Raw genomic sequence first — 22,767 nt, 5'->3', positions numbered from 1 at the left:
GCTCACCTGTGGCACATGTTGCAATCGTCGAGTTTGTTCGGTTCAAGGCCATAGGCCTTCATCATCAACTGGCCGTAGAGCTTGTGTCCCTGGGGATCGCGGTCCCAATCGCTCCAGTCCATGCGCGTCACTTCTGCCGGCGGGCGCAGATGCGGGGCTGGGTTGCGATGGCAGTCGAGGCACCAGCCCATCTGGAAGGGTTTCGCCCGCTTCATCAGCGGCATCTCATCCACTCGGCCATGACAGGTGACGCAAGGCACGCCGCGCGCGATGTGGATGGAATGGTTGAAGTAAACATAGTCGGGCACGCGTGCGACGCGGTGCCAGGCCAGCGGCTTTCCGCTCGCCAAGCTATTGCGAACGGGCGCGAGCATGGGGGCACCGGTCCAGATCTGCGAATGGCAGGTCATGCACACATGGGTGGCGGGAAGCCCCGCCTCGGCGCTGGTCTCGACCCCGCTATGGCAGTAGCGGCAGTCGATGCCGAGGCCGCCGACATGATGCTGATGACTGAACGGAACCGGCTGGTCCCTCGGCCATCCCACAAGCGTCGCGTAGCTTGAATCCATGTATCCTCCAATAAAGAGGCCGGCACCAAGTGCGGCCAGCAAGAGGAGAAAGAGTCCGGCTCGCAGACGCGTGTCCGCCGATGCGGTGAAGATCTGCGGCATGGGTCAAAGGCCGTGTGATCGAACTGCAACGCTCGGTTCAACGATCAATTTCAGGATTGGTTTCACGGTCTCGGTGAAAATTCAGGCGCGGCCTGTCGGGCGATCTCTCTCGCTGAAGGCACGTGTCTCGGCCGCGGCCCCGCACATTGGTGGCGTGGCGGAGTGGAAATAAATTACGTGTATTCAAAGTCGTGAATTTTGTATTCAGATTTATAAAATTGAATAAAAGTATGATTTCTGAATTGAAAGAGCGCGTTATGCTGCGCACAAAATGTATAGCCGCGTCAGGGGAGGGGCGATTAAGCCCGAAGTGCCGCAAGGGACGTTAGTTCGCCTTGGACCACGAAGCCATCGCGGCAAGGGGGCCGTGCTCTTTCATGGCGACGAAGCCGCGATGCCGTTCGCGGATGTCGTTCAGATCGGCCGGCGTCGTGATGTTCCGGCTGGCGTCGTCGAGCACGAGGTTGGCGTGTCGCTGGAGCGTGGCGACACGCGCAGGCCGGCGTTCGAGACTGACCACGGCCGTAAGCACATCCAAGATCCGCATCAGCACCGCGGTGCTGCGCGTTCCGTTTTGCCGGATCATGTGAAACATCGCGTCCACAAGTCCATCATAATCTGCGCTCGGAACGACGAGCACCGGCCGGCCCTCCGCGACGGTGACGCCCGTGGGCAAATACAAGGGCTCAAGATCGCAGAGCGCCGCACCGAGGCGATCAACGACGCTGATTGCCGTGAGAGGGTCGTTGATACCTGGCGACAACGCACGCACGGCAACTTCGACCAGCTGCCTGACGGCAAATTCGATGTCCGCCGAGCTGTCCCGCTGCGGCCCCAGAGCGGTGGCGTTGCGTACCGCGTCGCATGCGCCCTCCACCTGCGGCCGCACGAAGGCGATGGGCGCGCCGGGAAAAACATAGTCGCCGGGCCGCACCAGCAACAACAGGCTGGCGTTCTTTTCTGCCGCCCATTGAGCGAGGCCGTGCGCATCGAGCTGCTGAAGATAGCCGCGCCTGTCGTCGGCAATGGGCGCTGCCGTATCCCAGAAGCTCAAGGGAGGCGGGCTCGGCTGTTGTTCCTCCACCGTCAGCCGCTGCAGCGCGCGCCGCATGTCGTCGCTGACCAGGTCGATGACCGTATCTACGTTGATGCGACTGGCGATGTGGTCGACGAAATAGATCAGCGTGCCCACACATACGAACGCCAGGAAAATTGCGAACGTAAGGGAAAGATGAGGGACAAATGCTCCTTCTTCTTCCGATCGAACCGCTCGCAGAACCATGAGCGAATAGGAGAATGTTCCGAGGAAGGCGCCCAGGGTGAATTGATTGCCGCGATCCTTGGTGAAATTCCGCAGCAGTCTCGGCCCCATCTGGCCCGCCGCCAGGGAAAGCGCCGCGATGGTGATGGAAAACACCGTGCCGGCCACCCCGATGGTGGAGGAGGCGACGGCGCCGAGCAGCGTCCGCGCGCCGGTGCTGCCTCCGTTATAGAGCCATGCACTCGCGAGCAGCCAATGGGGAAGCGTTCCTTTGCCATCCACATAGACCAGGACCAGCGCAAGGATAGTTCCCGCCAGAGTCATCAGCCCGGGGAGCACCCAGAACGTCCCGCTCAAGACTTCGATTGCTCTTTTGAGGCGTGCTTTCACGATTCCTGCGTCCTTTTGCCCCCCGCTTCAGTAGCCCCTGCGTCAGCACGCATCAATGGCTGGCATCGACAACACAAGGAGCGCCGCCGCATGGGTGCCGGCGGGTACCCGATAAAGGAATGGCTGAGCGACCGCGGGTGCGGGGGCCAGCGATTTTCCACATCGAAGTGGCGCACGCATCTGTGTGACGCCACGTTTCATGTTAGAAAGCTCGAACACCTGCCGGTCGTGGCGCCCACGGGCATCGCGGGCACGAGAAATTCTTCTGAAGGATCGACGCCGGGGGTTCGAGGGCGCGCCGAGATCCTGCATCTTCGTCTATCATTAGCGATGCGGCTGCCCGGGTGCGGGTTTTGGCGCGGAGGAATGATCGGGAGCGCTGCGAGCGTAGTATTAGGTCGCCACGTTCCATCGGAGTTCAAGCCATCGGAGTTCAGGCCATCGGAGTTCAGGCCATCGGAGTTCAGGCCATCGGAGTTCAGGCCATCGGAGTTCAAGCCGTCGGGGCTCAAGGAGCCTCATCCACCTGACCCAAGCCAGGCGTGACGAGGCGTCCGACCGTGACTTTGCTTCTTGTAATCCTCATCCCCTTTCTCGGCGCCCTCATTCCGCCTCTGGTGATCCGCTCCGGGCGCAATGCCTGCGCCGCGGCGACCGGTGGCGTGACGCTGCTCGCCCTCGCCTTGCTCCTCTCCCATGCACCGGCGGTGTTCTCGGGCGCGGTCCCAACGTTCGGCGTGGCCTGGGTTCCGGCCATGGGCCTGTCGCTCTCGGTGTTCGCGGACGGGCTCGGCTTCTTCTTCGCGGCCATGATCCTCGCCATCGGCCTGCTGGTGATCGTCTATGCGCGTTTCTATCTGTCGCGCGAGGATCCCATGGGCCGCTTCTTCGCTTACCTGCTGCTGTTCCAGGGCGCGATGGTGGGCGTGGTGCTGTCCGACAATATCATCGCGCTGCTGGTGTTCTGGGAGCTGACGAGCCTTTCCTCGTTCCTGCTCATCGGTTTTTGGACCAAGCGCGCCGATGCCCGACAGGGCGCGCGCATGGCGCTGGTGGTCACGGGCGGCGGGGGGCTCGCGCTCATCGCCGGCCTGCTGCTGGTGGCGCAGGCGGGGGGCTCCTATCAGCTTTCGGACATTCTCCTGCGGGGCGAGATGGTGCGCGCCTCGCCGCTGTATCTGCCGGCGCTGCTGCTGGTGCTGGTGGGCGCCTTCACCAAGTCCGCCCAATTTCCGTTTCACTTCTGGCTGCCCCACGCCATGGCGGCGCCGACCCCGGTTTCGGCCTATCTGCATTCCGCCACCATGGTGAAGGCGGGCGTTTTCCTGCTGGCGCGGCTGTGGCCCGTGCTCGCCGGCACCGACGCCTGGTTCCTGATCGTCGCCCCGGTGGGCCTCGCCACGATGCTGATCGGCGCCGCCATCGCCTTGTTCAAGGATGATCTCAAAGCGGTGCTCGCCTATTCCACCGTGAGCCATCTCGGCCTCATGACCATGCTGCTGGGGTTCGGCACGCCCCTGGCGGCGGTGGCGGCGGTGTTCCACATCATCAACCACGCCACCTTCAAGGCCGCGCTGTTCATGAGCGCCGGCATCGTCGACCATGAGGCGGGCACGCGGGACATTCGCCGCCTGGGCGGCCTCATGGCGCTGATGCCCATCACCGGCACGCTCGCGCTGCTGGCCGCCGCCTCCATGGCCGGCGTGCCTTTTTTCAACGGCTTCCTCTCCAAGGAGATGATGCTGGAGGAGGCGGCCCACACGGCCTATCTCGGGCTCGATTTCCTGTTCCCGGTGCTGGCGACGGTGGCGGCGGTGTTCTCGGTGGCCTATTCGGCGCGCTTCGCCATCGGCACTTTCCTCGGCCCGGCGCGGCACGATTATCCCCACCAGCCCCACGATCCGCCGCTCGGCCTGTGGCTGCCCGTGGCGGTGCTGGTGGTGCCGGTGATCGCCATTGGCCTTTTCCCCGCCGCCGTGGCCGGCCCGCTGGTGGCGCTGACGGCTTCGGCGGTCATCGGCGGGCCGCTGCCGGATTATCACCTTGCCTTGTGGCACGGCCTCACGCCGGCGCTTTTCATGAGCCTTCTTGCCTTCGCTGGCGGGGCGGCGCTCATCTGTGCCTTCCGCCAGGCGGACGGCGCGCGCGCACGCCTGCCGCGCCTCGATGCCAAGGCCATGTTCGAGGCCGCGAGCGGCGGCCTCGTGGTCGCCTGCCGGCGGATCGTGGCCGCCCTGCACGACGGCGCGCTGTCGCGCTACATGGGCGTGACGGTGGCGACGCTGGTGGCGGTCGGCGGCTATGGCTTCTGGAGCGCGACGCATGCGCCCGGCGCCCGGTCTCTGCTGTCCGTGACCGGGCCGGCCCTCACCGCCTTCCTCGCCCTGGTGCTGGCGAGCGGCGGGGTCCTGCTGTTCCATGGCGAACGGCTGACCGCGCTAATTCTCACCGGCGTCGTGGGCGTGGTCGTGGCGCTCGCCTTCCTGCAATTCTCGGCGCCGGACCTTGCCTTAACGCAGATCGCGGTGGACGTGGTGACCACCATCCTCATGCTGCTCGCTCTCAACCTGTTGCCCAAGACGACGCCGCGCGAGGGGAGCCGCGCCGTGCGCTGGCGCGACGGCATCGTCGCCGGCCTCGCCGGCCTCGGCGTGGCGGGCCTCGCCTATGGCGTGATGACGCGCGACGGTACGTCGATTGCCGATTTCTACCTCGCCCAGTCCAAGCCGGGCGGGGGCGGCACCAATGTGGTGAATGTGATCCTGGTGGATTTCCGCGGCTACGACACCTTCGCCGAGATCATCGTCCTCGGCATCGCCGCGCTCGCCATCTACGCGCTGCTCGATCCGGCGCTGAAGGGCGCCGCCGTGCGCCGCATCAAGGCGATGCTGCCCCGGGACGAGGCCAAGGACGCCCATCCGCTGATCCTGGTGGTGGCGACCCGGGTGCTGCTGCCTCTGTCGCTGGTGGTGGGCGCCTATATCTTCCTGCGCGGGCATAACGAACCGGGCGGCGGCTTCGTGGCCGGGCTCGTGGTCGCCATCGCCCTGATCATGCAATACATCGCCTCCGGCTATGGCTGGGCGGCGGAGCGCATGAAGCTCGATGCCCAATCCATGATCGGCGCGGGCGTGGCCATCGCCGGCCTCACGGGCCTTGCCGCCTTCGCCTTCGGCCGGCCGTTCCTCACCTCGACCTTCGGCTATCTGCACTGGCCGGTGGTGGGAGAGTTCGAACTGGCGTCCGCCATGGCCTTCGACCTCGGCGTGTTCCTCACCGTGGTGGGTGTGATGGTGCTGTCGCTGGCGCAGCTCTCCCGCGTCGTGCATCGGGTCGATCCGGCGCCGGAAAGCCATGAGCCCATGGATGTGCCGCTGGAAAGCGCGGCCTCCGGCGCCGCCGGCAAGGAGGGCTGAGCCGTGGAACTGCTCGTCGCCGCCGCCATCGGCATCCTGACCATGGTGGGCATTTATCTGATCCTGCGCGCCCACACCTTTCCGGTGATTCTCGGGCTGACCTTCCTGTCCTATGCGGTGAACCTGTTCCTGTTCGCCATGGGCCGGCTGGTCATCGACCGGCCGCCGGTGATTTCCCCGGAGGCCGCAGGCTATGCCGATCCCCTGCCGCAGGCCCTGGTGCTCACCGCCATCGTCATTTCCTTCGGCATGACGGCTCTGATCGTGGTGCTGGCCTTGCGCGGCTATCTGGAAACCGGCTCCGACCATAGCGCGCTCGACGCCCCGCGCCGGCCTGATGGACGAGGCGAGGCATGACCGCGCCGCTCGACCATCTCCTGATCCTGCCGGTGATCCTGCCGGCCATGGCGGCGGCCTTCCTGGTGCTTTTGCTGCGCCATCATTTGCGCCGGCAGCGCATCGTCTCCCTCATTGTCACGGTGCTCCTGGTGGGCCTCGCCGCCCTTCTGTTCGCGCAGGCGTCGGATGGCACGGTCCGTGCCTACCGGCTGGGCGACTGGCCGGCGCCCTTTGGCATTACGCTGGTGCTGGACCGCCTGTCCGCCACCTTGCTGCTGCTCACCTCGCTCCTTGCTTTGTGCGTGGTGGTCTATGCCGCCGGCGGCGTGGACGGGCGGGGGCGGCACTTCCATCCTTTGTTCCAGTTCCAGCTCATGGGCATCAACGGCGCCTTCCTTACCGGCGACGTGTTCAACCTGTTCGTGTTCTTCGAGGTGATGCTGATCGCCTCCTACGGGCTCATGCTGCACGGCGGGGGCGCGGGCCGGCTCAAGGCGGGGTTTCAATATGTGGCCATCAACCTGCTCGCCTCTGTGGTCTTCCTGGTCGGCGTAGGGCTGATCTATGCCGTCACCGGCACCCTCAACATGGCCGACCTTGCCGTGAAGGTGCCGCAGGTGGCGGCGGGCGACGCGGCGCTGCTGAAGGCGGGCGCGCTGCTGCTGTTCCTGGTGTTCGCCACCAAGGCGGCGTTGGTGCCGCTGCACTGGTGGCTTCCCGCCACCTATGCCGGCACCTCGGCGCCCGCCGCCGCTCTGTTCATGATCATGACCAAGGTCGGCGCCTACGCCATTATCCGCGTCTACGGCCTCGTCTTCGGGGCCGGCGCCGGGCCGCTGGCGCTGGCGGCGGCGCCGTTCGTCCTGCCGGCCGCCCTCGTGACGCTGGCGGTCGGCGCGATCGGCCTGGTGGGAAGCCGCACCTTGCGCGATCTTTCCGCCTTCGCGGTGATCGCCTCCATGGGCACGCTGCTGGTCGCCATCGGCCTGTTCGATGTGGCCGGGCTCTCGGCGGGGCTCTATTATCTGGTTCATTCGACCCTCGCCGGCGCCGCCCTCTTTTTGATTGCGGGATTAGTGCAGGAGCTTCGCGGCGTGGGGCGCGACCGGCTGGTGCCGGCGCCCGCCATGCCCGGCGAGACGCTGCTGGGCGGCCTGTTCTTCCTCGCGGCGATCGCGCTCGTGGGGCTGCCGCCGCTCTCCGGCTTCCTCGGAAAGGTGATGATCCTGGAGGCCGCGCGGGCGTCCGTCATCTGGCCCTGGATCTGGGCCCTCATCCTGGCCGCGAGCCTGGTGATGACCTTCGGCTTCGCGCGCGCGGGCTCGGTGCTGTTCTGGGCCAGCGGCCCGGTTTCGGGCGAACGGACGCCGCTGCCGGTCGTGCCGCTGGTCGCGGTTGTCACCCTGCTGGCCCTCACCCTCGCATGGACGCTGGCGGCCGGTCCCGCGAGCGATGCGCTCGGGCTGACCGCGCAACAGGCGCTCGACCGCTCCGCTTATATCGGCGCGGTGCTGGGGCCGGATGCGCGCCTTGCGGCAGGAGACTGATATGCGCGCGCGCCTCCTCCCTCATCCCCTGCTCACCCTGCTGATTGCTTTTGTTTTTGTGCTGCTCATGAACGAGGTGACGCCGGGCGTGGTGGTGCTCGGCCTGATCCTCGGCCTTGGAATCCCCCTGCTCACCGCGCCCTTCTGGCCCGGCCGGCCGCGGCTGAAGGCGCCACTGACCATCGCCGCATACGCGCTCCTGGTGACGTGGGACATCGTGGTCTCCAACATTGAGGTGGCCAAGCTGATCCTGTTCCGGCGGGGCGACAGCCTGCGCACGCGCTATGTCTGCGTGCCGCTTGAACTTCACACCCCCGAGGCCATCGCGCTGCTCGCCGGCACCATCACCATGACACCGGGCACGGTGAGCGCGGACCTTTCCGCCGATGGCAAGGCGCTTCTGGTGCACTGCCTCGACACCGGGGACGCGGAGGCGACGGTCGCCGCCATCAAGGCGCGCTACGAAAGCCGGCTGAAGAGGATCTTCGAATGATCGCTGCCGCCGTCGCCATCGCGGGAGGCGCCATCTGCCTCGCCATCGCGCTCACGCTCTACCGCCTCGCGGTCGGGCCCGACGCCACCGATCGCGTGCTGGCGCTCGACACCTTGGTGATCGAGACCATCGCCCTCATCGTGCTGGGCGGCATCGCCTATGGCACGGCCATGTATTTTGAGGCGGCTTTGCTGTTCGCCATGGTGGGTTTCGTCACCACCGTTGCGTTCTGCAAATTCCTCCTGCGCGGCAATGTGATCGAATAGGAGCGGCCGATGCATCCCTTTCTCGAGGCCCTGGTCGCCGCGCTGATCCTGATCGGCGCCTTCTTCCTGCTGGTGGGTGCGCTCGGGCTCGCCCGCCTGCCGGACATGATGCGGCGCCTGCACGGACCCACCAAGGCGACCACGCTCGGCATCGGCGCCCTGCTGATCGCCTCCATGGTCTATTTCGCGGCGCTTCGCGACAGCTTCTCCATTCACGAACTGCTCATCACGCTGTTTCTGTTCCTGACCGCGCCGGTGAGCGCGCACATGCTGGCCAAGGCCCACATCCTGCGCGCGCAAGCCGAGCGCGACCGTCTTCCCGCGACCGGCACCGCCACCGGGTGGGCGACCCTCGATAGCGGACATCCAGAGGGGGAGTGACGGGGCGCCGGAGCAGCAGGAACCCGCCGTCAGGCGGCTGTCGCGGCCTCGCTCTCGGCTTCGGTCGGCCGGGTCAGATCGAGATTGGCATCGCCCCAGGCTTTCAGCGCCATGATCACCGGTTCCAGGCTGCGGCCGCGCGGCGAAAGGCAATATTCGACCTTTGGCGGCACGACGGCAAAGACCGTGCGCACGATCAACTGCTCCGCTTCCAGCTCGCGCAATTGGTTGGTGAGCATGCGCTGGGTCACGTTCGGCAGGCGCCTGCGCAATTCGTTGAACCGCAGCGTGCCTTCAAACAAATGATAGAGGATGACGCCCTTCCATTTGCCGTCGATCAGGCTGAGCGTTCCTTCGACGGCGCACCCGGGGCTGCAATCCAGGCTCTTGTGGCGCACCCGGGGCATGTCACGGTATCCTTTTTGATACTATGTGCGATTTATGTGCGTTCTTGCGTAAAGGGAGCGTACCCGGCATTTTCGCGCCAGTCCAGAACTGGAGATTTCCATGCGTGCCGTCGGCTATCAGCATTCCCTTCCCATCGATGATGCCCTGGCCCTGAGCGATATCGATCTGCCCCGTCCGGTCGCCACGGGCCGGGACCTGCTGGTTGAGGTGCGCGCCGTATCGGTCAATCCTGTGGACACCAAGGTGCGCCGCCGCGCCGCCGCCGAGGCGGGGGAATGGAAGGTGCTCGGCTGGGATGCGGCGGGTGTCGTGGTCGAGGCCGGGCCGGACGCCACCTTCTTCAAGCCGGGCGACGCAGTTTTTTACGCCGGCGCGCTGGGCCGGCAGGGCACGAACGCCGAGTTCCACCTGGTGGATGAGCGGATCGTCGGCAAGAAACCCGCCACGCTCAATTGGGCGGAGGCGGCCGCTCTGCCCCTGACGGCTCTCACCGCCTGGGAGACGCTGTTCGATCGCCTTCAGGTGGCGCAGCCGGTCGTGGGCGTTGCGCCCGTGCTTCTGATCATCGGCGGCGCGGGTGGGGTCGGCTCCATCGCCGTGCAACTGGCCCGCAAGCTCACCGACCTGACCGTGATCGCCACCGCCTCGCGGGCGGAGACGCAGCAATGGGTGCGCGATCTCGGCGCGCATCATGTGGTGGATCATTCCAAGCCGCTGGCGGAACAGGTCAAGGCGCTGGGCCTTGGGGAACCCGCGTTCGTCTTTTCCACCACCAACACCGACCAGCATCTGAGCGCGATCGCGGAGCTGATCGCCCCTCAGGGCCGTTTTGCCCTGATCGACGATCCTGCCACGCTGGACATCAACGGCTTCAAGCGCAAGAGCGTGTCGGCGCATTGGGAACTCATGTTCACCCGCTCGATGTTCGAGACGGCGGACATGGAGGCGCAGCACGCCATCCTGAACGAGGTCAGCGGCCTCGTGGATGCGGGCGAAATTCGCACCACGCTCACGGAAACCTATGGCCCGATCAACGCCGCCAATCTGCGGCGCGCCCACAGCCTGCTCGAAAGCGGCCGGGCGCGGGGCAAGATCGTGCTGGAAGGGTTCGGCCCTACGGCGTGAGCCGGGCGCCGCACCGGCGGCTTGCCTGGAGCCGCGCTCCAGGCGAACACCCCGGCTGCCGCGGCATGAGCGACGCCGCAGCCTTTCATATGCATCACGCGGCTCAGGCGGCGTGACGATAACTCGTATCCGGATCCTCGGCCGGAGCGGTGGGGTCCAGCAGTTTCTCCTTGCACAATTCCACGATCTCGAGCACTTCCGTGCCCCAGGCGAACGCGGATTGCTGAAGGAAGGCGGCTTCCTTGGTGAACACCGAGGTCGCCGCGTCGGGCTTCGCCATTTCGCTCATCAGGCGCATCTGCTCCTGGAGCTGGGCGGTGGCGAAGCGTTGCAGATGGGCGTTGATAGCCACCGGCAGCTCGATCCAATAGACGCGGGCCGCGGCCATCGGCCAGCCGAGCGCCGGGGTTTTGCCGGGCCACATCTCGGCGAAGGCTTTGGTGAAGTCGGGAAAAGTCGAAGCGTCGCTCATGGTCCGTCTCCGCACTGGCATAAGAGTTTAACATGCCACGAGCGGCAACGGGCGCATTGGCCTGGATCAAGGAAAGTAAATATTTTGCGCGGGCTTTTGCCTAAGTGAATGTCCGTAACTGGCGTCACTTTTATTCCTGCGGCATGAAAGGAGCCCAGACCGGAATCGGCGACGGGCAACGCCCGAGGAGACATTTTATGAGCCAACTGCCTCATTCCTTCCGCGAGATCCGTCTCGAACTCGCGCGCGAAAAGGATCACCCCGAGGGGTCCCGCAATTTCGGCTATTCCTTCGTCGCGCCGCTGGATGAGAACGGCCGCATCGACGCCGATCTGTGGCACGCCAATCGCGCCGCGTGCCGGGTGGTGCGCTTCCGGCCCGGCGAGGCGGACGATATCGGCCATCTGGTGCGCCGGCCCGGCGGAAGCTGGGCGTTCCGCTATGATGTGTCCGGCGACGAGGATGACGAGTCCGGCTACCGCTTCGGCGATGAAGCCTTCGCGCCCGGCGAATATGTCTCGATCCGCGAGGATGACGAGATGCACACCTATCGCGTAGTGTCCGTCGAGCACGTCTGACCCCGTTTGGTCGTGACGTCCTCCCGCGGCCGCTTGGCGTGCCCGCGGGAGTGTTTTTGCGCGAATGGTCTCGCGACGCTCGGCCTCAATAGCTCTTATATTCGGCCGTGCCCTTGGAGAGGGCGAATTCCTCCTCGGGCGAGAGCACCAGCTTGTGGCGCCCGTAGACGGCGAAATAGGCCATGCCGATGGCGAACCAGATCGCCACGCCGATGACGCCGGCGCGATAGATGGGGTCGGACAGCTGGAAATAGATGGTCACCAGCGCGATCACGATGGTGGCCACCGCTCCGGGAATGCCGAAGGGGCTCACATAGGGCCGGGCGATCTGCGGCATGTTCTTCCGCATGAGGATGAACGACAGCGCCTGCATCACATAGGAGAGCATGGCGCCGAACACCGCCATGTTCAGCAGCGTGCCGCCGATCACGGCCGCACCTGCTTCCACGCCGAGCGTGAACCAGATCGCCAGCATGATCACGAGCCCCACCACCGCCCCGGCGATCATGGCCACGTGCGGCGTCTTGCGGCTGCCGTGGGTGATGGACAGGCTGCGGGGAAAATAGCCGGCGCGCGAGAGCGAATAGATCTGCCGGCCCTGGGCGTAGATGATGGTGTGGAAAGAGGCGATCAGCCCCACCACCGCGACCAGCGCCAGCAGGCTGGCGATGCCCGTGCCGTAAATGGCCTTGAAGCCGTCGAGCAGGGGTTCCAGCGAGGTGGACAGGCCGAACGCGCCGTTCGCCACCGAGGAATTCAGCCACAGGATCATGAAGGCGGAGACGATCAGCGTCGCCATGCCGGCGATGATGCCCTTGGGCATGTCGGTCTTGGGATCGACGGATTCTTCCGCCGCCAGCGGCAATTGCTCGATGGCGAGGAACAGCCAGACCGCGAACGGCATGGCGGCGAGCGCGCCGCCGATGCCGAACGGCAGGAACGGGCCGCCGCCATTGGGCAGTTCCACCGCCGTGCCGTCGGGCCCGACGCCCATGTTCAGCGCCCAGCGCGAGAAGTCCATGACCGGGATCGCGCTGACCCAGAACGCCACCAGGCAGGCGAGCGCCGCGAGCGTGACCACCAGCGTCACCTTGAACGAGAGTTCCACGCCGACCACGTTGAGGCCGACGAAGATGATGTAGCCGAAGATCCAATAGACCGGCTGGAATTCCGGCGGCGTGCCGAAGATCGACCCCATGTAGGAGCCGATGAAGGACACCACCACGGCCGGCGTGATGACATATTCCACGTTCTCGCACAGCCCGGTCACGAAGCCGCCCCACGGCCCCATGGTGGTGCGGGCGAAGGAATAGGCCGCGCCCGTATGGGGCAAAGCGGGCGACATCTCGGCGATGCAGAAGGTGAGGCCGAGATACATGATCGCGATGATGATGGCGGCGATGAACATGCCGCCCCAACCGCCGGAGGCGAGGCCGAGATTCCAGCCGGAAAAATGGCCGGAAATGACCGCGCCGACGCCCAGCGCCCACAGCGACCAGACGCGGGCATGGCGCTTCAATGCGCGTTGCTCGAAATATTTAACATCGACCGTGGTGTAGCTGACGCCGGAAGATTTTTGAGCGCTCATGAATCGTGCCCTCTGCCCAGCGGCCACCGGAAAGCCGGTTGCCGGCCTATGATTTCTTAAAGCAAGGACCGTGCCTGAACGTCAGCCGCCGCCGGCGGCCGAAAGCGCGAGCGGCGGGCGCCCGTGCTCCAGCAGCGCATCGCTCTCGTCCTTCAGATCGACGCCGGTTATTTCCCGGCGCAACGCCTCCTTCAGCAGCCACGCCAGCTTGAAGGCGGCGGCATCGTGGGAAATCCCCTCGGCTCGCACGTTCGAGATGCAATTGCGCTCCGCATCCGTGCGGCCGGGGCGGGGGGCGAAGGTGAGATAGAGGCCAAGACTGTCCGGCGAGGAGAGGCCGGGCCGCTCGCCGATCATCACCAGCACCGCCCGCGCGTTGAGCGCCGCGCCCACCTCATCCCCCAGCGCCACCCGCGCCTGGGATGCGATGCAGACCGGGGAGACGCGCCATTTCTCTTTTTCGATCCACGGCTTGAGCGCTGCGAGGAAGGGCACGGCCTGCGCGTGCACGGCGGCGGACGAGAGCCCGTCCGCCACCACCAGCGCGAGATCGACGGGGTTGTGGGCGGACGTTTCAAGCGCGGCACGGCTCGCTTCGGCGAGGCGGCGGCCGAGATCGGGCCGGCGCAGATAGATGTCGCGCGCCGGCGCGGCGCTGGCGATTTGCATGGTCTCAAAGCCGAGCGCGCGCACCTGCGCCTCCACGGCGGCGGCGTCGAACGGCGTGTGGACCGCATCGCGCGCCTGGGCATGGGCGAGGGCGAAGCACAGCACCTCCTGCGTCGGCAGGCTCGCGCCGGTGCGGCCGAGCGCGATGCGGGCCGGCGTATGTCGGGCGAAGGCGAGCCAGGGGTCGCGCTCGATCATGCCGCCCGCTCCGCCACGAAGCCCAGCAGGGGATGGCCCCCATCGGCGGGCAGAAGGCGCCCGTCCGCGCCGGTGATGTGCATGGATTGGAGCCATGCTTCGAATTCCGGCGCCCGCTTCAGCCCGAACACTTCGCGCACATAAAGGGCATCGTGGAACGAGGTCGACTGATAATTGAGCATCACATCGTCGGCGCCGGGAATGCCCATGATGTAAGTCACGCCCGCCGCCGCCAGCAGCGTGAGCAGGGTGTCCATGTCGTCCTGGTCGGCTTCGGCATGGTTGGTGTAGCAGACGTCCACGCCCAGCGGCACGCCGAGCAGCTTGCCGCAGAAATGATCTTCCAGCCCGGCGCGGATGATCTGCTTGCCGTCATAGAGATATTCCGGGCCGATGAAGCCCACCACCGTATTCACCAGCAGCGGCTCGAACGCGCGGGCGACCGCATAGGCGCGCGCCTCGCAGGTCTGCTGGTCCACGCCATGATGCGCATTGGCGGAGAGCGCGGCGCCCTGGCCGGTCTCGAAATACATGGCATTGGCGCCGAGCGTGCCGCGCTTCAGCGACCGGGCGGCGTCATAGCCTTCGCGCAACACCGCAAGATCAATGCCGAACGAGCGGTTGGCGGCCTGCGTCCCGGCGACGGACTGGAACACCAGGTCCACCGGCGCCCCCCGGTTCATCAGCTCGATGGAGGTGGTCACATGGGTCAGCACGCAGCTCTGGGTGGGGATGGCGAAGCGCGTGATGACCGCATCCATCAGCTTCAGCAGCCGGTCGAGCACCGGCAGGCTGTCGGAGGCGGGATTGATGCCGATCACCGCATCGCCGCAGCCATAGAGCAGGCCGTCCAGGATGGCGGCGGAAACGCCGGCGGCATCGTCGGTGGGATGGTTGGGCTGGAGGCGCACGGCCATGGTGCCGGGCAGGCCGATGGTGTTGCGGAAGCGCGTGACCACCCGGCATTTCTTCGCCACCAGGATCAGATCCTGGTTGCGCATGATCTTGGAGACCGCCGCCACCATCTCCGGCGTCAGGCCGGTGGCAAGGCGCGCGAGGGTTTCCGGCGTCGCCTGATCCGAGAGCAGATAATCGCGGAAATCGCCCACGGTGAGGCTCGCGACGGGGGCGAAGGCGGAATCATCGTGCCCGTCGAGGATGAGGCGCGTGACCTCGTCGTCCTCATAGGGGACCAGCGCCGTGGAGAGGAAGGTCTTCAGCGGCACTTCGGCGAGGCACATCTTGGCGGCGACATTCTCCTCCGCGCTGGTCGCGGCGATGCCGGCGAGCATGTCGCCGGAGCGCAGGGGCGTGGCCTTCGCCATCAGATCCTTGAGGTCGGCGAACACGTAGCTGCGCGGACCGATGCGGTGGATGAAGGGCATTCACAAGGCTCCCGCACGCTGAACGTGTCGATTATGAAGCAATATTTATGCCTTACAAGAAATCCCTTCCGCCTGTCGTCAGCGCGCGGCCTCAGTCCAGATCGAAGCTCACCCCCTGGGCGAGCGGCAAGGTCGCGCCGTAATTGATGGTGTTGGTGGCGCGGCGCATATAGGCCTTCCAACTGTCCGATCCGGCCTCGCGCCCGCCGCCGGTTTCCTTCTCGCCGCCGAACGCCCCACCGATCTCGGCGCCCGAGGGGCCGATGTTCACATTGGCGATGCCGCAGTCCGATCCGGCGGTGGAAAGGAAGCGCTCCGCCTCGCGCAGATCGGTGGTGAAGATGGAGGAGGCAAGGCCCTGCGGCACGTCGTTCTGAAGCGCGATGGCCTCCTCCAGGGTCTTATAGCGCAGCACGTAGAGGAGGGGCGCGAAGGTCTCGGCCCGCACGATGGCACTCTGGGACGGCATTTCCACCAAGGCGGGACGCACATAGGCGCCGCCCGAAAGGCCGGCCGGCTGGACCTGCTCCCCGCCGTTCACCGCGCCGCCTTCGGCACGCGCCGCCGCGAGCGCGTGCGCCATGGCTTGCGCGGCTGCCTCATCGATCAGGGGGCCGACGAGCGTTTCCGGGGCGCGCGGATCGCCCACGCGCACCGAGCCATAGGCGGCCTTGAGGCGGGCGAGCAGCGCCTCGTAAACGCTTTCGTGCACGATCAGCCGTCGCAGGCTGGTGCAGCGCTGGCCGGCGGTGCCCATGGCGGCGAAGGCCACCGCGCGCACCGTGAGGTCAAGGTCGGCGGAGGGGCAGACGATGGCGGCATTGTTGCCGCCCAGCTCCAGGATCGCCTTGGCGAACCGTGCGGCAAGGCGCGGCCCGACCGCGCGGCCCATGGCGGTGGAGCCGGTGGCGGAGACCACCGGCACGCGCGCATCCTCCACCAGCGCTTCCCCCATCTCGCGCCCGCCGACCAGCAAAGTGGAGAGGCCGGCCGGCGCATCGCCGAAGCGGGCGGCCGCGCGCGCGAAGATGGCCTGGACGGCGAGCGCGCTCAGCGGCGTCTTTTCCGAGGGCTTCCACACCACGGCATTGCCGCACACCAGCGCCAGCGCCGCGTTCCAGGACCAGACCGCGACCGGAAAATTGAACGCCGAGATCACGCCGACCACGCCGACGGGATGCCAAGTCTCCATCATGCGATGGTCGGGGCGCTCGGTGGTGATGGTGAGGCCGTGCAGCTGGCGCGACAGGCCGGTGGCGAAGTCGCAGATGTCGATCATCTCCTGCACTTCGCCCAATCCCTCGGAGAGGATCTTGCCCGCCTCCAGCGTCACCAGGCGGCCGAGATCGGCCTTGGCGGCGCGCAATTCTTCGCCCAGCAGGCGCACCAGTTCTCCCCGGCGCGGGGCGGGCACGGCGCGCCAGGCGAGAAAGGCCGCATGCGCCGCGCCGATCGCCGCCGCAACATCGGGCGTTTCCTGCAGGGCGGCGACCTGTTCGCCGGTGATCGGCGATCGCGCCAAGAGCGTGCCGCCGCGCAGGGTTTCGGGCGCAATCCCGAGGCGGCCGAGCAGGGCGGCGATTTCCACGGCGGGGGAGGGGGCGGAGGTCACTTCCATCGGAAAGCTCGCGAATGAGAAAGGCGACGGGTCGCGGACAGGGGGACTGAGGAGAGGTCGGGGCAGGGAGGGGCGGCCGGTGCGTCCGCGCGGGCCGGCCGACCGGCGCGGACCTGCCCCCGCGGACCTGCCCCCGCGGATCTACCAGCGCGGATCTGGCGGCTGGTCACCTTCGATCTCGGCGAGACGGCGCAGGGTGCCGGCGGTGACATCCTCGGGCAAAGCGTCGCGTGGGAAGAAGCGCACCTCGCGAATCTCCAGATTGGGGCCGGGCAGCGCTTCGAAGGAGAAGCGCGGCACGATATAGCAGGCCACATGATCGCGTCCGCCGACGCGCGGATTGAAATAGAGCCCCTGCAGCACCAGCGGGCCCTCGGCGGTGACGGCCGCTTCTTCCATCAGCTCGCGCCGGGCCGCCTCTTCCGTGGTTTCGCCCACATCCACGCCGCCGCCGGGAAAATGCCAGCCGGGCGTATAGGAATGGCGCACCAGCAGGACGCGCCGCGCGTCGTCCATGACGATGGTGCGCACACCGAGGGTGAGGCCGTGGCGCACGCGCCGGATGAGCGGAAGCAGAGGCAGCATGGCCGCCTTATAGCGCGTCCGCGCGCGCCTGACAGCGGGAGCCTTCCTCCCACGCACAGGGCCGGCGCGCGGCCTCACGCGGCGAGCGCCTCCGCCTCGATGGCGTTGGCGCGCTGGAACGCCGGGCGCGCCTCGCAGCGTGCCACATAGGCGGTGAACACCGGCCGGGGCTCGATCACCTTGAGAAGCGTCAGCCCGTACCAGACATTGCTGCCCACCATCACGTCGGCGGCGGTGAACTGTTCCCCCAGCAGATAGGGTCCCGGCGCCAGCGCCGCTTCCAGCACGTCCATGACGCGCTCGAAACTGCCCCAGCCGGCGGCCCGGCTCGGCAGGTTCACCCCGGCGAGCTTCTGGGTGAAGGCGGCTTCCATGCAGGCGGCGTCCCAGAACAGCCATTGCAGATAGCGGCCCCGGCGCGGGTCGCCGATCGCGGGGGCAAGATGGGCCTCCGGTGCCTTCTCCGCGACATAGAGGCAGATGGCGCCGCTCTCGGCGATCCGCGCGTCGCCATCCTCCAGCGCCGGCACCTTCATCATGGGATTGATGGCGCGAAACTCCGCCGAGGCGATGAACGGCCCGTCGAGCGGCACCAACTGGCGCTCATAGGGCAATCCGGCCTCCTCCAGCAGCCACAAGGCGCGGAACGCGCGGGTCTGGGGTGCCCAATAGAGTTTCATCGCCATGTTCCCAATCGCCTCTTGATGATAGGAACATAACAAGAACATTTTAGCGAGTCGAGGCCCGGTCGCGACATGATTCAGGCCGTCCACAGGCCCCGCGCCGGTGCGCGCCGTGCCGCAATTGCGGCACGCTTGCGAAAAAGCTATGGGACGAAACGCCTTGCATCGCTTCGTGACGGTTCGATGCGAATTTTTGAGTTTTCCTTGCCGCTGGGGCGCAGAGCGGTGATAGTATCAGACGGCCTGGGGTGCCGCGCGTCACGTGCGGCTGAGATCATACCCATCGAACCTGTCTGGGTCATTCCAGCGTAGGGAGGAGCCGATGAGCACCCGCTTATCGTCCCAGAATTTATCGTCCCAGAATAATGTGTCTTCGCAAATTGAGCCGGCCCGCAGCGATGCCGCGGGAAAACGCGTCGCCATCATCGGCGCCGGCGTCATCGGCCTCGCCATCGGCTGGCGTCTCGCCCAGGCGGGATGCAAGGTCGAGCTGTTCGACGCCGGTCTTGCCGGTTCCGGCGCCAGCCATGCCGCCGCCGGCATGCTCGCCGCCTGCGCGGAAGCCGAGCCGGGAGAGGAAGGGCTGCTCGCCCTCAACCGCGCCAGCCAGACCCTTTGGCCTGCCTTCGCGGCGGATCTGGAAGCGGCCAGCGGCATGGATGTGGGCCTGCGCGAGGAGGGCACGCTTGTCGTCGCGCTCACCGCCGATGACGCCGCCAAGCTGCGCCACCAGCACGCTTTTCAAAAGAGCCTCGGCCTGCCGGTGGAATGGCTGACCGCCGCCGAGGCGCGCCGCAAGGAACCCCATCTCGCCCCGAAACTGGCCGGCGCGCTGTGGTGTCCGCAGGATCATCAGGCCGACAACCGGCAAACGGCTACGGCGCTGAAGGTGGCGGCGCTCAAGGCCGGCGCGGTGTTGCACGAGCATGCCAAGGTGGAGCGGGTGGAAACCCGCGACGGCAAGGCGCGCGGCGTCGTGGTCGCCGGCGTGTTCCATCCCGCCGATACCGTGGTCCTGGCGGCGGGCGCATGGTCGCGCGGGGTCACCATCGCCCCGGCCGTGCCGCTTCCGGTGCGCCCCATCAAGGGGCAGATGCTGGCGCTGCGCATGGATCCGGCCGCGCCCCTGCTGACCCATGTGCTGTGGGGGCCGGGCACCTATATGGTGCCGCGCAAGGACGGGCGCCTCATCATCGGCGCGACGGTGGAGGAGAAGGGCTTCGACACCGACATCACCGCCGGCGGCCAGCTGGCGCTGCTCACCCATGCCTGGCGCTGCGTGCCGACCATCGAGGAGCTGACCATCATCGAGCAATGGGTCGGCTTCCGCCCCGGCAGCCGCGATGATGCCCCGATCCTGGGCGCGAGCGAGGTGGAGGGGCTGATCCATGCCACCGGCCATCACCGCAACGGCATCCTGCTGCTGCCGGTGACCACCTCCACCATCTGCGCCCTGGTGCTGGACGGCCGGACCGACCCGCTCATCGCGCCGTTCGGGGCCGAGCGGTTCGCGGCGCGCGTGGCGGCGGAGTGAGGATGATGGAAACCGGAACCCTGCTCGATCTCCAGGTGAATGGCGCGCGCGAAACCCTCGCGGTTGCCACCATCGCCGATCTTCTGGACCGCAAGGGCGTGGATGCGGCCCGCAAGGGCATCGCGGTGGCGCTGAACGGCGCCGTCCTGCCGCGCGCCCGCTGGGCCGAGCACAAGCTCGCCGCGGGCGACGCGGTGGAAATCATCCAGGCCAAGCAGGGCGGCTGATCCGCCCGCGAAACAGAGGCCAAGCAGGGCGGCTGATCCGCCCTGCCAGACACAGACGAGCGCCCGCCGCATCGCGCGGGCAAAGAGAATGACCATGAATGCTTCCCTGAACGCCGCCGCTGCCCCCAATGCCGACCCGCTGGTGATCGCCGGGCGCAGCTTCACGTCGCGCCTGTTCCTGGGCACGGCGGGCTATCCGAACCAGAAGGTGTTTCTCGATGCGCTCGCCGCCTCGGGTGCGGAAATGGCCACCGCCTCGATCCGCCGCATCAGCCTCGCGAGCTATGAGGAGAGCCTGACCGACCTACTGTCCGGCCGGGTCCACATCCTGCCCAACACGGCCGGCTGCCAGACCGCGAAGGACGCGGTGCTCACCGCCGAATTGGCGCGCGAGGCGCTGGAGACCAATTGGGTGAAGCTGGAGGTGATCGGCGATCGCGAACTGCTCTATCCCAATGTGGAAGAGCTGCTGAAGGCGACCGAGGATCTGGTCAATCGTGGCTTCGTCGTGCTGCCTTATTGCAATGATGATCCCGTCACCTGCCAGAAGCTGGCCGATCTCGGCGCCGCCACCGTGATGCCGCTCGGCTCCATGATCGGCACCGGGCTCGGCATCGCCAATCCGCACATGATCGAGCTGATCTGCGCCCGGTCCCCGGTTCCGGTGGTGCTGGATGCCGGCATCGGCACCGCCTCGGACGCGGCGCTGGCGATGGAGCTTGGGTGCGCGGCGGTGCTGCTGAATACGGCGGTGTCCAAGGCGCACGATCCGGTGCGCATGGCCGCCGCATTCCGGTACGCGGTGGACGGCGGGCGGCTCGCCCGGCTGTCGGGGCGTATCCCCAAGAAGCTGCATGCGGAAGCCTCCAGCCCGGAATTCGGCCTCGTCGGCAGCTGAGGGGCTGAGCTAGGCTGGATTCATGCTGCCGCAGCCGCCCATCCTGCTGATCACCGACCGCACGCAGGCGCGCGCGCCGCTGCCGCACGTGGTGGCGGCGGCGCTGGACGGCGGGTGCCGCTGGATCAGCGTGCGCGAGAAGGATTTGCCGGAAGCGGAACAGATCGCGCTCGCCCGCACCCTGCTGACGCTCGCCTTTCCCTTCGGCGCGCGCGTCACGCTGCATGGGGCGATGGAGCTTGCGGCCGAGGCGGGCGTCGACGGCGTCCATCTGCCGGCGGGCGCGGATGTGGCGCAGGCGCGGACGCGGCTCGGGGCCGATGCGCTCATCGGCCTGTCCACCCATGATCTGGCGGAGGTGGCGGCGGCCGATGCCCGGCATCTCAATTATTTCATCGCCAGCCCGGCCTTCGAGACCCGCTCCAAGCCCGGATATGGGCCGGCGCTCGGCGAAGCGGGCCTGCGGGCGCGCGTTGCCGCGACCTCCATCCCCGTTCTCGCCCTCGGCGGAATCGAACCGGATACGCTCGGCCCGTGCCAGGCGGCGGGTGTGGCGGGCATCGCCGTCATGGGCGCCGTGATGCGCGCCGCCGACCCGGCGGGGGAGATGCGCGCCTTGTGCCGCGCCTGGGCGGAAGGCGGGGGCGAAACCCGGTAGGTCGGCCTCAGGAGCCCGCCTTCAGCACCCGCCGCGTCACGTCCGTGAGCTTTTCCGGATTGCGGGTGATGTAGATGGCGACGATGCGTCCGTTGTCGATCTCGAAGGCGGTGGTTTGCAGAACCCCGTCCCGTTCCCGGCTGGCATAGCCCGGCAGACCGTCGATCCAGAGCGGCTTGATGAATGAGGCCGGCTCTCCCGCCGGCTTGCGATGGAGGCCGTGGTATAGCCGCAGCACCCGGTCCAGGCCGAAGATCGGATTGAGGAAGGCATGCACCTTGCCGCCGCCGTCCGCTGTCAGCACCACGGTCTGCGCCAGCAGGCTGCGCAGGGCGGCGAGGTCGCCGCTGTTCGATGCCGTGAAGAAGGCATGCGCGATGCGGTCGCCCTCCTCGCGCGCCACCGGATAGCGCAGCCGCGCGGCGCGCACGTGCCGGCGGGCACGCACGGCGAGCTGGCGCACCGCCGCGGCATCCCGATCGAGCGCCGTGGCGATTTCATCGAGCGGGTCGCCGAACACGTCGTGCAGCAGGAACGCCGCCCGCTCCAAGGGCGAGAGACGTTCCAGCACGAGCATCAGGGTGAGGGTCAGTTCATCGGGCCGCGTGGCATCGTCCTGCGGCTCGACGACCGGTTCGGGAAGCCAGCTTCCAACATAGGTCTCGCGCCGGGCACGGGCGGATTTCATGGCATCGAGGCACAGGCGGGTGATGATGCGCCTCAGGAACGCCGAGGGTTCCAGCACCTCGTCCAGGTCCACCCGCTGCCAGCGTAGCCAGCCTTCCTGGACGATGTCCTCCGCCTCCGCCATCGAGCCGAGCATGCGATAGGCGAGGCGCACCAGCCGCGGCCGGTGCGCCTCGAACAAGATGGTCGCCTCGTCAGGCGGCGTCACGCGCCGGCTCCACGGGATGCGCGGCGCGGAAGCCGACCTGCAGCCGGTTCCACAGGTTGATGGCGCCGATCAGCAAGCTGAGCTGGACTTGTTCGGCCTCGCTGAAGACGGCCTTGATCTGCGCGTAATCCGCGTCCGGCGCGCTGGTCTGGGCGAGCAGCGTCAGCGCCTCGGTCCAGGCGAGGGCGGCCCGCTCGCGATCGCTGTAGAGCGAGGATTCGCGCCATGCGTTCAGCATGTAGAGCCGCATTTCGCTTTCGCCCTGCGCGCGCGCGTCGGTGGCGTGCATGTGGATGCAGAAGGCGCAGCCGTTGATCTGCGAGGCGCGCAGCTTCACCAGCTCCATGAGATTGGGTTCCAGGCCGCTGGCCTTGAAGCTGGCCTCCAGCGCCATCAAGGCCTTGATGCCCTCGGGGGCGGACTTGAACGGGGTTTTCAGGCGTGTGGTCATCGTCTTCTCTCCATGGTGCACCCTGCACGCC

The 22,767-nt window shown here is 67.1% G+C and carries 24 protein-coding genes and 1 riboswitch; of the genes, 12 read left to right on the top strand and 12 right to left on the bottom strand.

Annotated elements, in window-relative coordinates; genetic code table 11:
- Positions 1–2: 2 nt before the first annotated feature.
- Complete coding sequence (locus tag V5G24_RS17440; RefSeq protein ID WP_394080693.1) at positions 3–671, bottom strand: cytochrome c3 family protein; 669 nt, start codon at positions 669–671, stop codon at positions 3–5.
- Between the two features lie 325 nt (positions 672–996).
- Positions 997–2,322 carry a DUF2254 domain-containing protein gene (locus V5G24_RS17435; protein WP_394080695.1) on the bottom strand — a complete coding sequence of 442 codons (1,326 nt, stop codon included), beginning with the start codon at positions 2,320–2,322 and terminating at the stop codon, positions 997–999.
- Positions 2,323–2,882: 560 nt separating this feature from the next.
- Between V5G24_RS17435 and V5G24_RS17430 the strand changes: the two genes are divergently transcribed.
- Genes V5G24_RS17430 through V5G24_RS17405 form a run of 6 tightly spaced genes read left to right on the top strand, consistent with a single transcriptional unit; the run spans position 2,883 to position 8,764 of the window.
- Positions 2,883–5,738 carry a monovalent cation/H+ antiporter subunit A gene (locus V5G24_RS17430; protein ID WP_394080697.1) on the top strand — a complete coding sequence of 952 codons (2,856 nt, stop codon included), beginning with the start codon at positions 2,883–2,885 and terminating at the stop codon, positions 5,736–5,738.
- A gap of 3 nt (positions 5,739–5,741) precedes the next feature.
- Positions 5,742–6,095: a Na+/H+ antiporter subunit C gene (locus V5G24_RS17425; RefSeq protein ID WP_394080699.1), complete on the top strand. Its 354-nt coding sequence runs from the start codon at positions 5,742–5,744 to the stop codon at positions 6,093–6,095.
- Entirely contained in the window at positions 6,092–7,624 is a 1,533-nt protein-coding gene (locus V5G24_RS17420; RefSeq protein WP_394080701.1) for a monovalent cation/H+ antiporter subunit D, read from the top strand. The genes V5G24_RS17425 and V5G24_RS17420 overlap by 4 nt, the downstream gene beginning before the upstream one ends.
- Position 7,625: 1 nt before the next feature.
- Positions 7,626–8,117: a Na+/H+ antiporter subunit E gene (locus tag V5G24_RS17415; protein ID WP_394080703.1), complete on the top strand. Its 492-nt coding sequence runs from the start codon at positions 7,626–7,628 to the stop codon at positions 8,115–8,117.
- Entirely contained in the window at positions 8,114–8,383 is a 270-nt protein-coding gene (locus tag V5G24_RS17410) for a K+/H+ antiporter subunit F (RefSeq protein WP_394080705.1), read from the top strand. The genes V5G24_RS17415 and V5G24_RS17410 overlap by 4 nt, the downstream gene beginning before the upstream one ends.
- A gap of 9 nt (positions 8,384–8,392) precedes the next feature.
- Positions 8,393–8,764, top strand: a complete 372-nt coding sequence (locus V5G24_RS17405) for a Na+/H+ antiporter subunit G (protein WP_394080707.1) — start codon at positions 8,393–8,395, stop codon at positions 8,762–8,764.
- A 29-nt stretch (positions 8,765–8,793) separates the two neighbouring features.
- Here V5G24_RS17405 and V5G24_RS17400 read toward each other — a convergent pair whose 3' ends face one another.
- The gene (locus V5G24_RS17400; protein ID WP_394080709.1) at positions 8,794–9,171 is read right to left on the bottom strand and encodes a winged helix-turn-helix transcriptional regulator; all 378 of its coding nucleotides are present in this window, start codon (positions 9,169–9,171) and stop codon (positions 8,794–8,796) included.
- 100 nt (positions 9,172–9,271) lie between these two features.
- On the opposite strand from V5G24_RS17400, the gene V5G24_RS17395 reads away from it, so the two are divergent.
- Positions 9,272–10,297, top strand: coding sequence for a zinc-binding alcohol dehydrogenase family protein (locus V5G24_RS17395; protein WP_394080711.1), 1,026 nt, complete (start codon positions 9,272–9,274; stop codon positions 10,295–10,297).
- 103 nt (positions 10,298–10,400) lie between these two features.
- On the opposite strand, the gene V5G24_RS17390 is transcribed toward V5G24_RS17395, so the two are convergent.
- Positions 10,401–10,769, bottom strand: coding sequence for a hypothetical protein (locus V5G24_RS17390; protein ID WP_394080713.1), 369 nt, complete (start codon positions 10,767–10,769; stop codon positions 10,401–10,403).
- A gap of 197 nt (positions 10,770–10,966) precedes the next feature.
- Here V5G24_RS17390 and V5G24_RS17385 point away from each other — a divergent pair, with 197 nt between their 5' ends.
- Positions 10,967–11,347, top strand: a complete 381-nt coding sequence (locus V5G24_RS17385; protein WP_394080715.1) for a hypothetical protein — start codon at positions 10,967–10,969, stop codon at positions 11,345–11,347.
- Between the two features lie 85 nt (positions 11,348–11,432).
- Here the strand turns inward: V5G24_RS17385 and V5G24_RS17380 are convergent, their stop codons facing one another.
- From V5G24_RS17380 to V5G24_RS17355, 6 genes are all read right to left on the bottom strand, one after another.
- Entirely contained in the window at positions 11,433–12,935 is a 1,503-nt protein-coding gene (locus V5G24_RS17380) for an amino acid permease (protein ID WP_394080720.1), read from the bottom strand.
- Positions 12,936–13,016: 81 nt separating this feature from the next.
- A complete protein-coding gene (eutC, locus tag V5G24_RS17375) occupies positions 13,017–13,802 on the bottom strand; it encodes an ethanolamine ammonia-lyase subunit EutC (RefSeq protein WP_394080722.1) in 786 nt (261 codons plus the stop codon).
- Complete coding sequence (locus V5G24_RS17370) at positions 13,799–15,187, bottom strand: ethanolamine ammonia-lyase subunit EutB (RefSeq protein WP_394080724.1); 1,389 nt, start codon at positions 15,185–15,187, stop codon at positions 13,799–13,801. The genes eutC and V5G24_RS17370 overlap by 4 nt, the downstream gene beginning before the upstream one ends.
- A gap of 91 nt (positions 15,188–15,278) precedes the next feature.
- Positions 15,279–16,805 (bottom strand): L-piperidine-6-carboxylate dehydrogenase, encoded by a 1,527-nt coding sequence (gene amaB, locus V5G24_RS17365; RefSeq protein WP_394080726.1) that lies wholly within the window; start codon positions 16,803–16,805, stop codon positions 15,279–15,281.
- 141 nt (positions 16,806–16,946) lie between these two features.
- Positions 16,947–17,390 (bottom strand): NUDIX domain-containing protein, encoded by a 444-nt coding sequence (locus V5G24_RS17360; RefSeq protein WP_394080728.1) that lies wholly within the window; start codon positions 17,388–17,390, stop codon positions 16,947–16,949.
- A gap of 74 nt (positions 17,391–17,464) precedes the next feature.
- Complete coding sequence (locus V5G24_RS17355; protein ID WP_394082063.1) at positions 17,465–18,070, bottom strand: glutathione S-transferase family protein; 606 nt, start codon at positions 18,068–18,070, stop codon at positions 17,465–17,467.
- Between the two features lie 237 nt (positions 18,071–18,307).
- Positions 18,308–18,407, top strand: a riboswitch (TPP riboswitch).
- Here V5G24_RS17355 and thiO point away from each other — a divergent pair.
- The 4 genes from thiO to V5G24_RS17335 all read left to right on the top strand — a co-directional run bounded on the left by thiO (position 18,396) and on the right by V5G24_RS17335 (position 21,390).
- Entirely contained in the window at positions 18,396–19,607 is a 1,212-nt protein-coding gene (gene thiO / locus V5G24_RS17350) for a glycine oxidase ThiO (RefSeq protein WP_394080730.1), read from the top strand. Its footprint overlaps the riboswitch before it by 12 nt.
- A gap of 2 nt (positions 19,608–19,609) precedes the next feature.
- Positions 19,610–19,834 carry a sulfur carrier protein ThiS gene (thiS, locus tag V5G24_RS17345; protein WP_394080732.1) on the top strand — a complete coding sequence of 75 codons (225 nt, stop codon included), beginning with the start codon at positions 19,610–19,612 and terminating at the stop codon, positions 19,832–19,834.
- Between the two features lie 94 nt (positions 19,835–19,928).
- Positions 19,929–20,732, top strand: a complete 804-nt coding sequence (locus tag V5G24_RS17340; RefSeq protein ID WP_394080734.1) for a thiazole synthase — start codon at positions 19,929–19,931, stop codon at positions 20,730–20,732.
- A gap of 22 nt (positions 20,733–20,754) precedes the next feature.
- Positions 20,755–21,390, top strand: a complete 636-nt coding sequence (locus V5G24_RS17335) for a thiamine phosphate synthase (protein ID WP_394080736.1) — start codon at positions 20,755–20,757, stop codon at positions 21,388–21,390.
- Between the two features lie 7 nt (positions 21,391–21,397).
- Here V5G24_RS17335 and V5G24_RS17330 read toward each other — a convergent pair whose 3' ends face one another.
- Complete coding sequence (locus tag V5G24_RS17330; protein WP_394080738.1) at positions 21,398–22,285, bottom strand: sigma-70 family RNA polymerase sigma factor; 888 nt, start codon at positions 22,283–22,285, stop codon at positions 21,398–21,400.
- The gene (locus V5G24_RS17325; RefSeq protein ID WP_394080740.1) at positions 22,272–22,736 is read right to left on the bottom strand and encodes a carboxymuconolactone decarboxylase family protein; all 465 of its coding nucleotides are present in this window, start codon (positions 22,734–22,736) and stop codon (positions 22,272–22,274) included. The genes V5G24_RS17330 and V5G24_RS17325 overlap by 14 nt, the downstream gene beginning before the upstream one ends.
- Positions 22,737–22,767 lie beyond the last annotated feature (31 nt).

The sequence above is a fragment of the Roseixanthobacter finlandensis genome (genome assembly GCF_043195105.2).
Taxonomy (GTDB): Bacteria; Pseudomonadota; Alphaproteobacteria; order Rhizobiales; family Xanthobacteraceae; genus NCEH01.
This window is presented reverse-complemented; position numbering and strand designations above follow the sequence as displayed.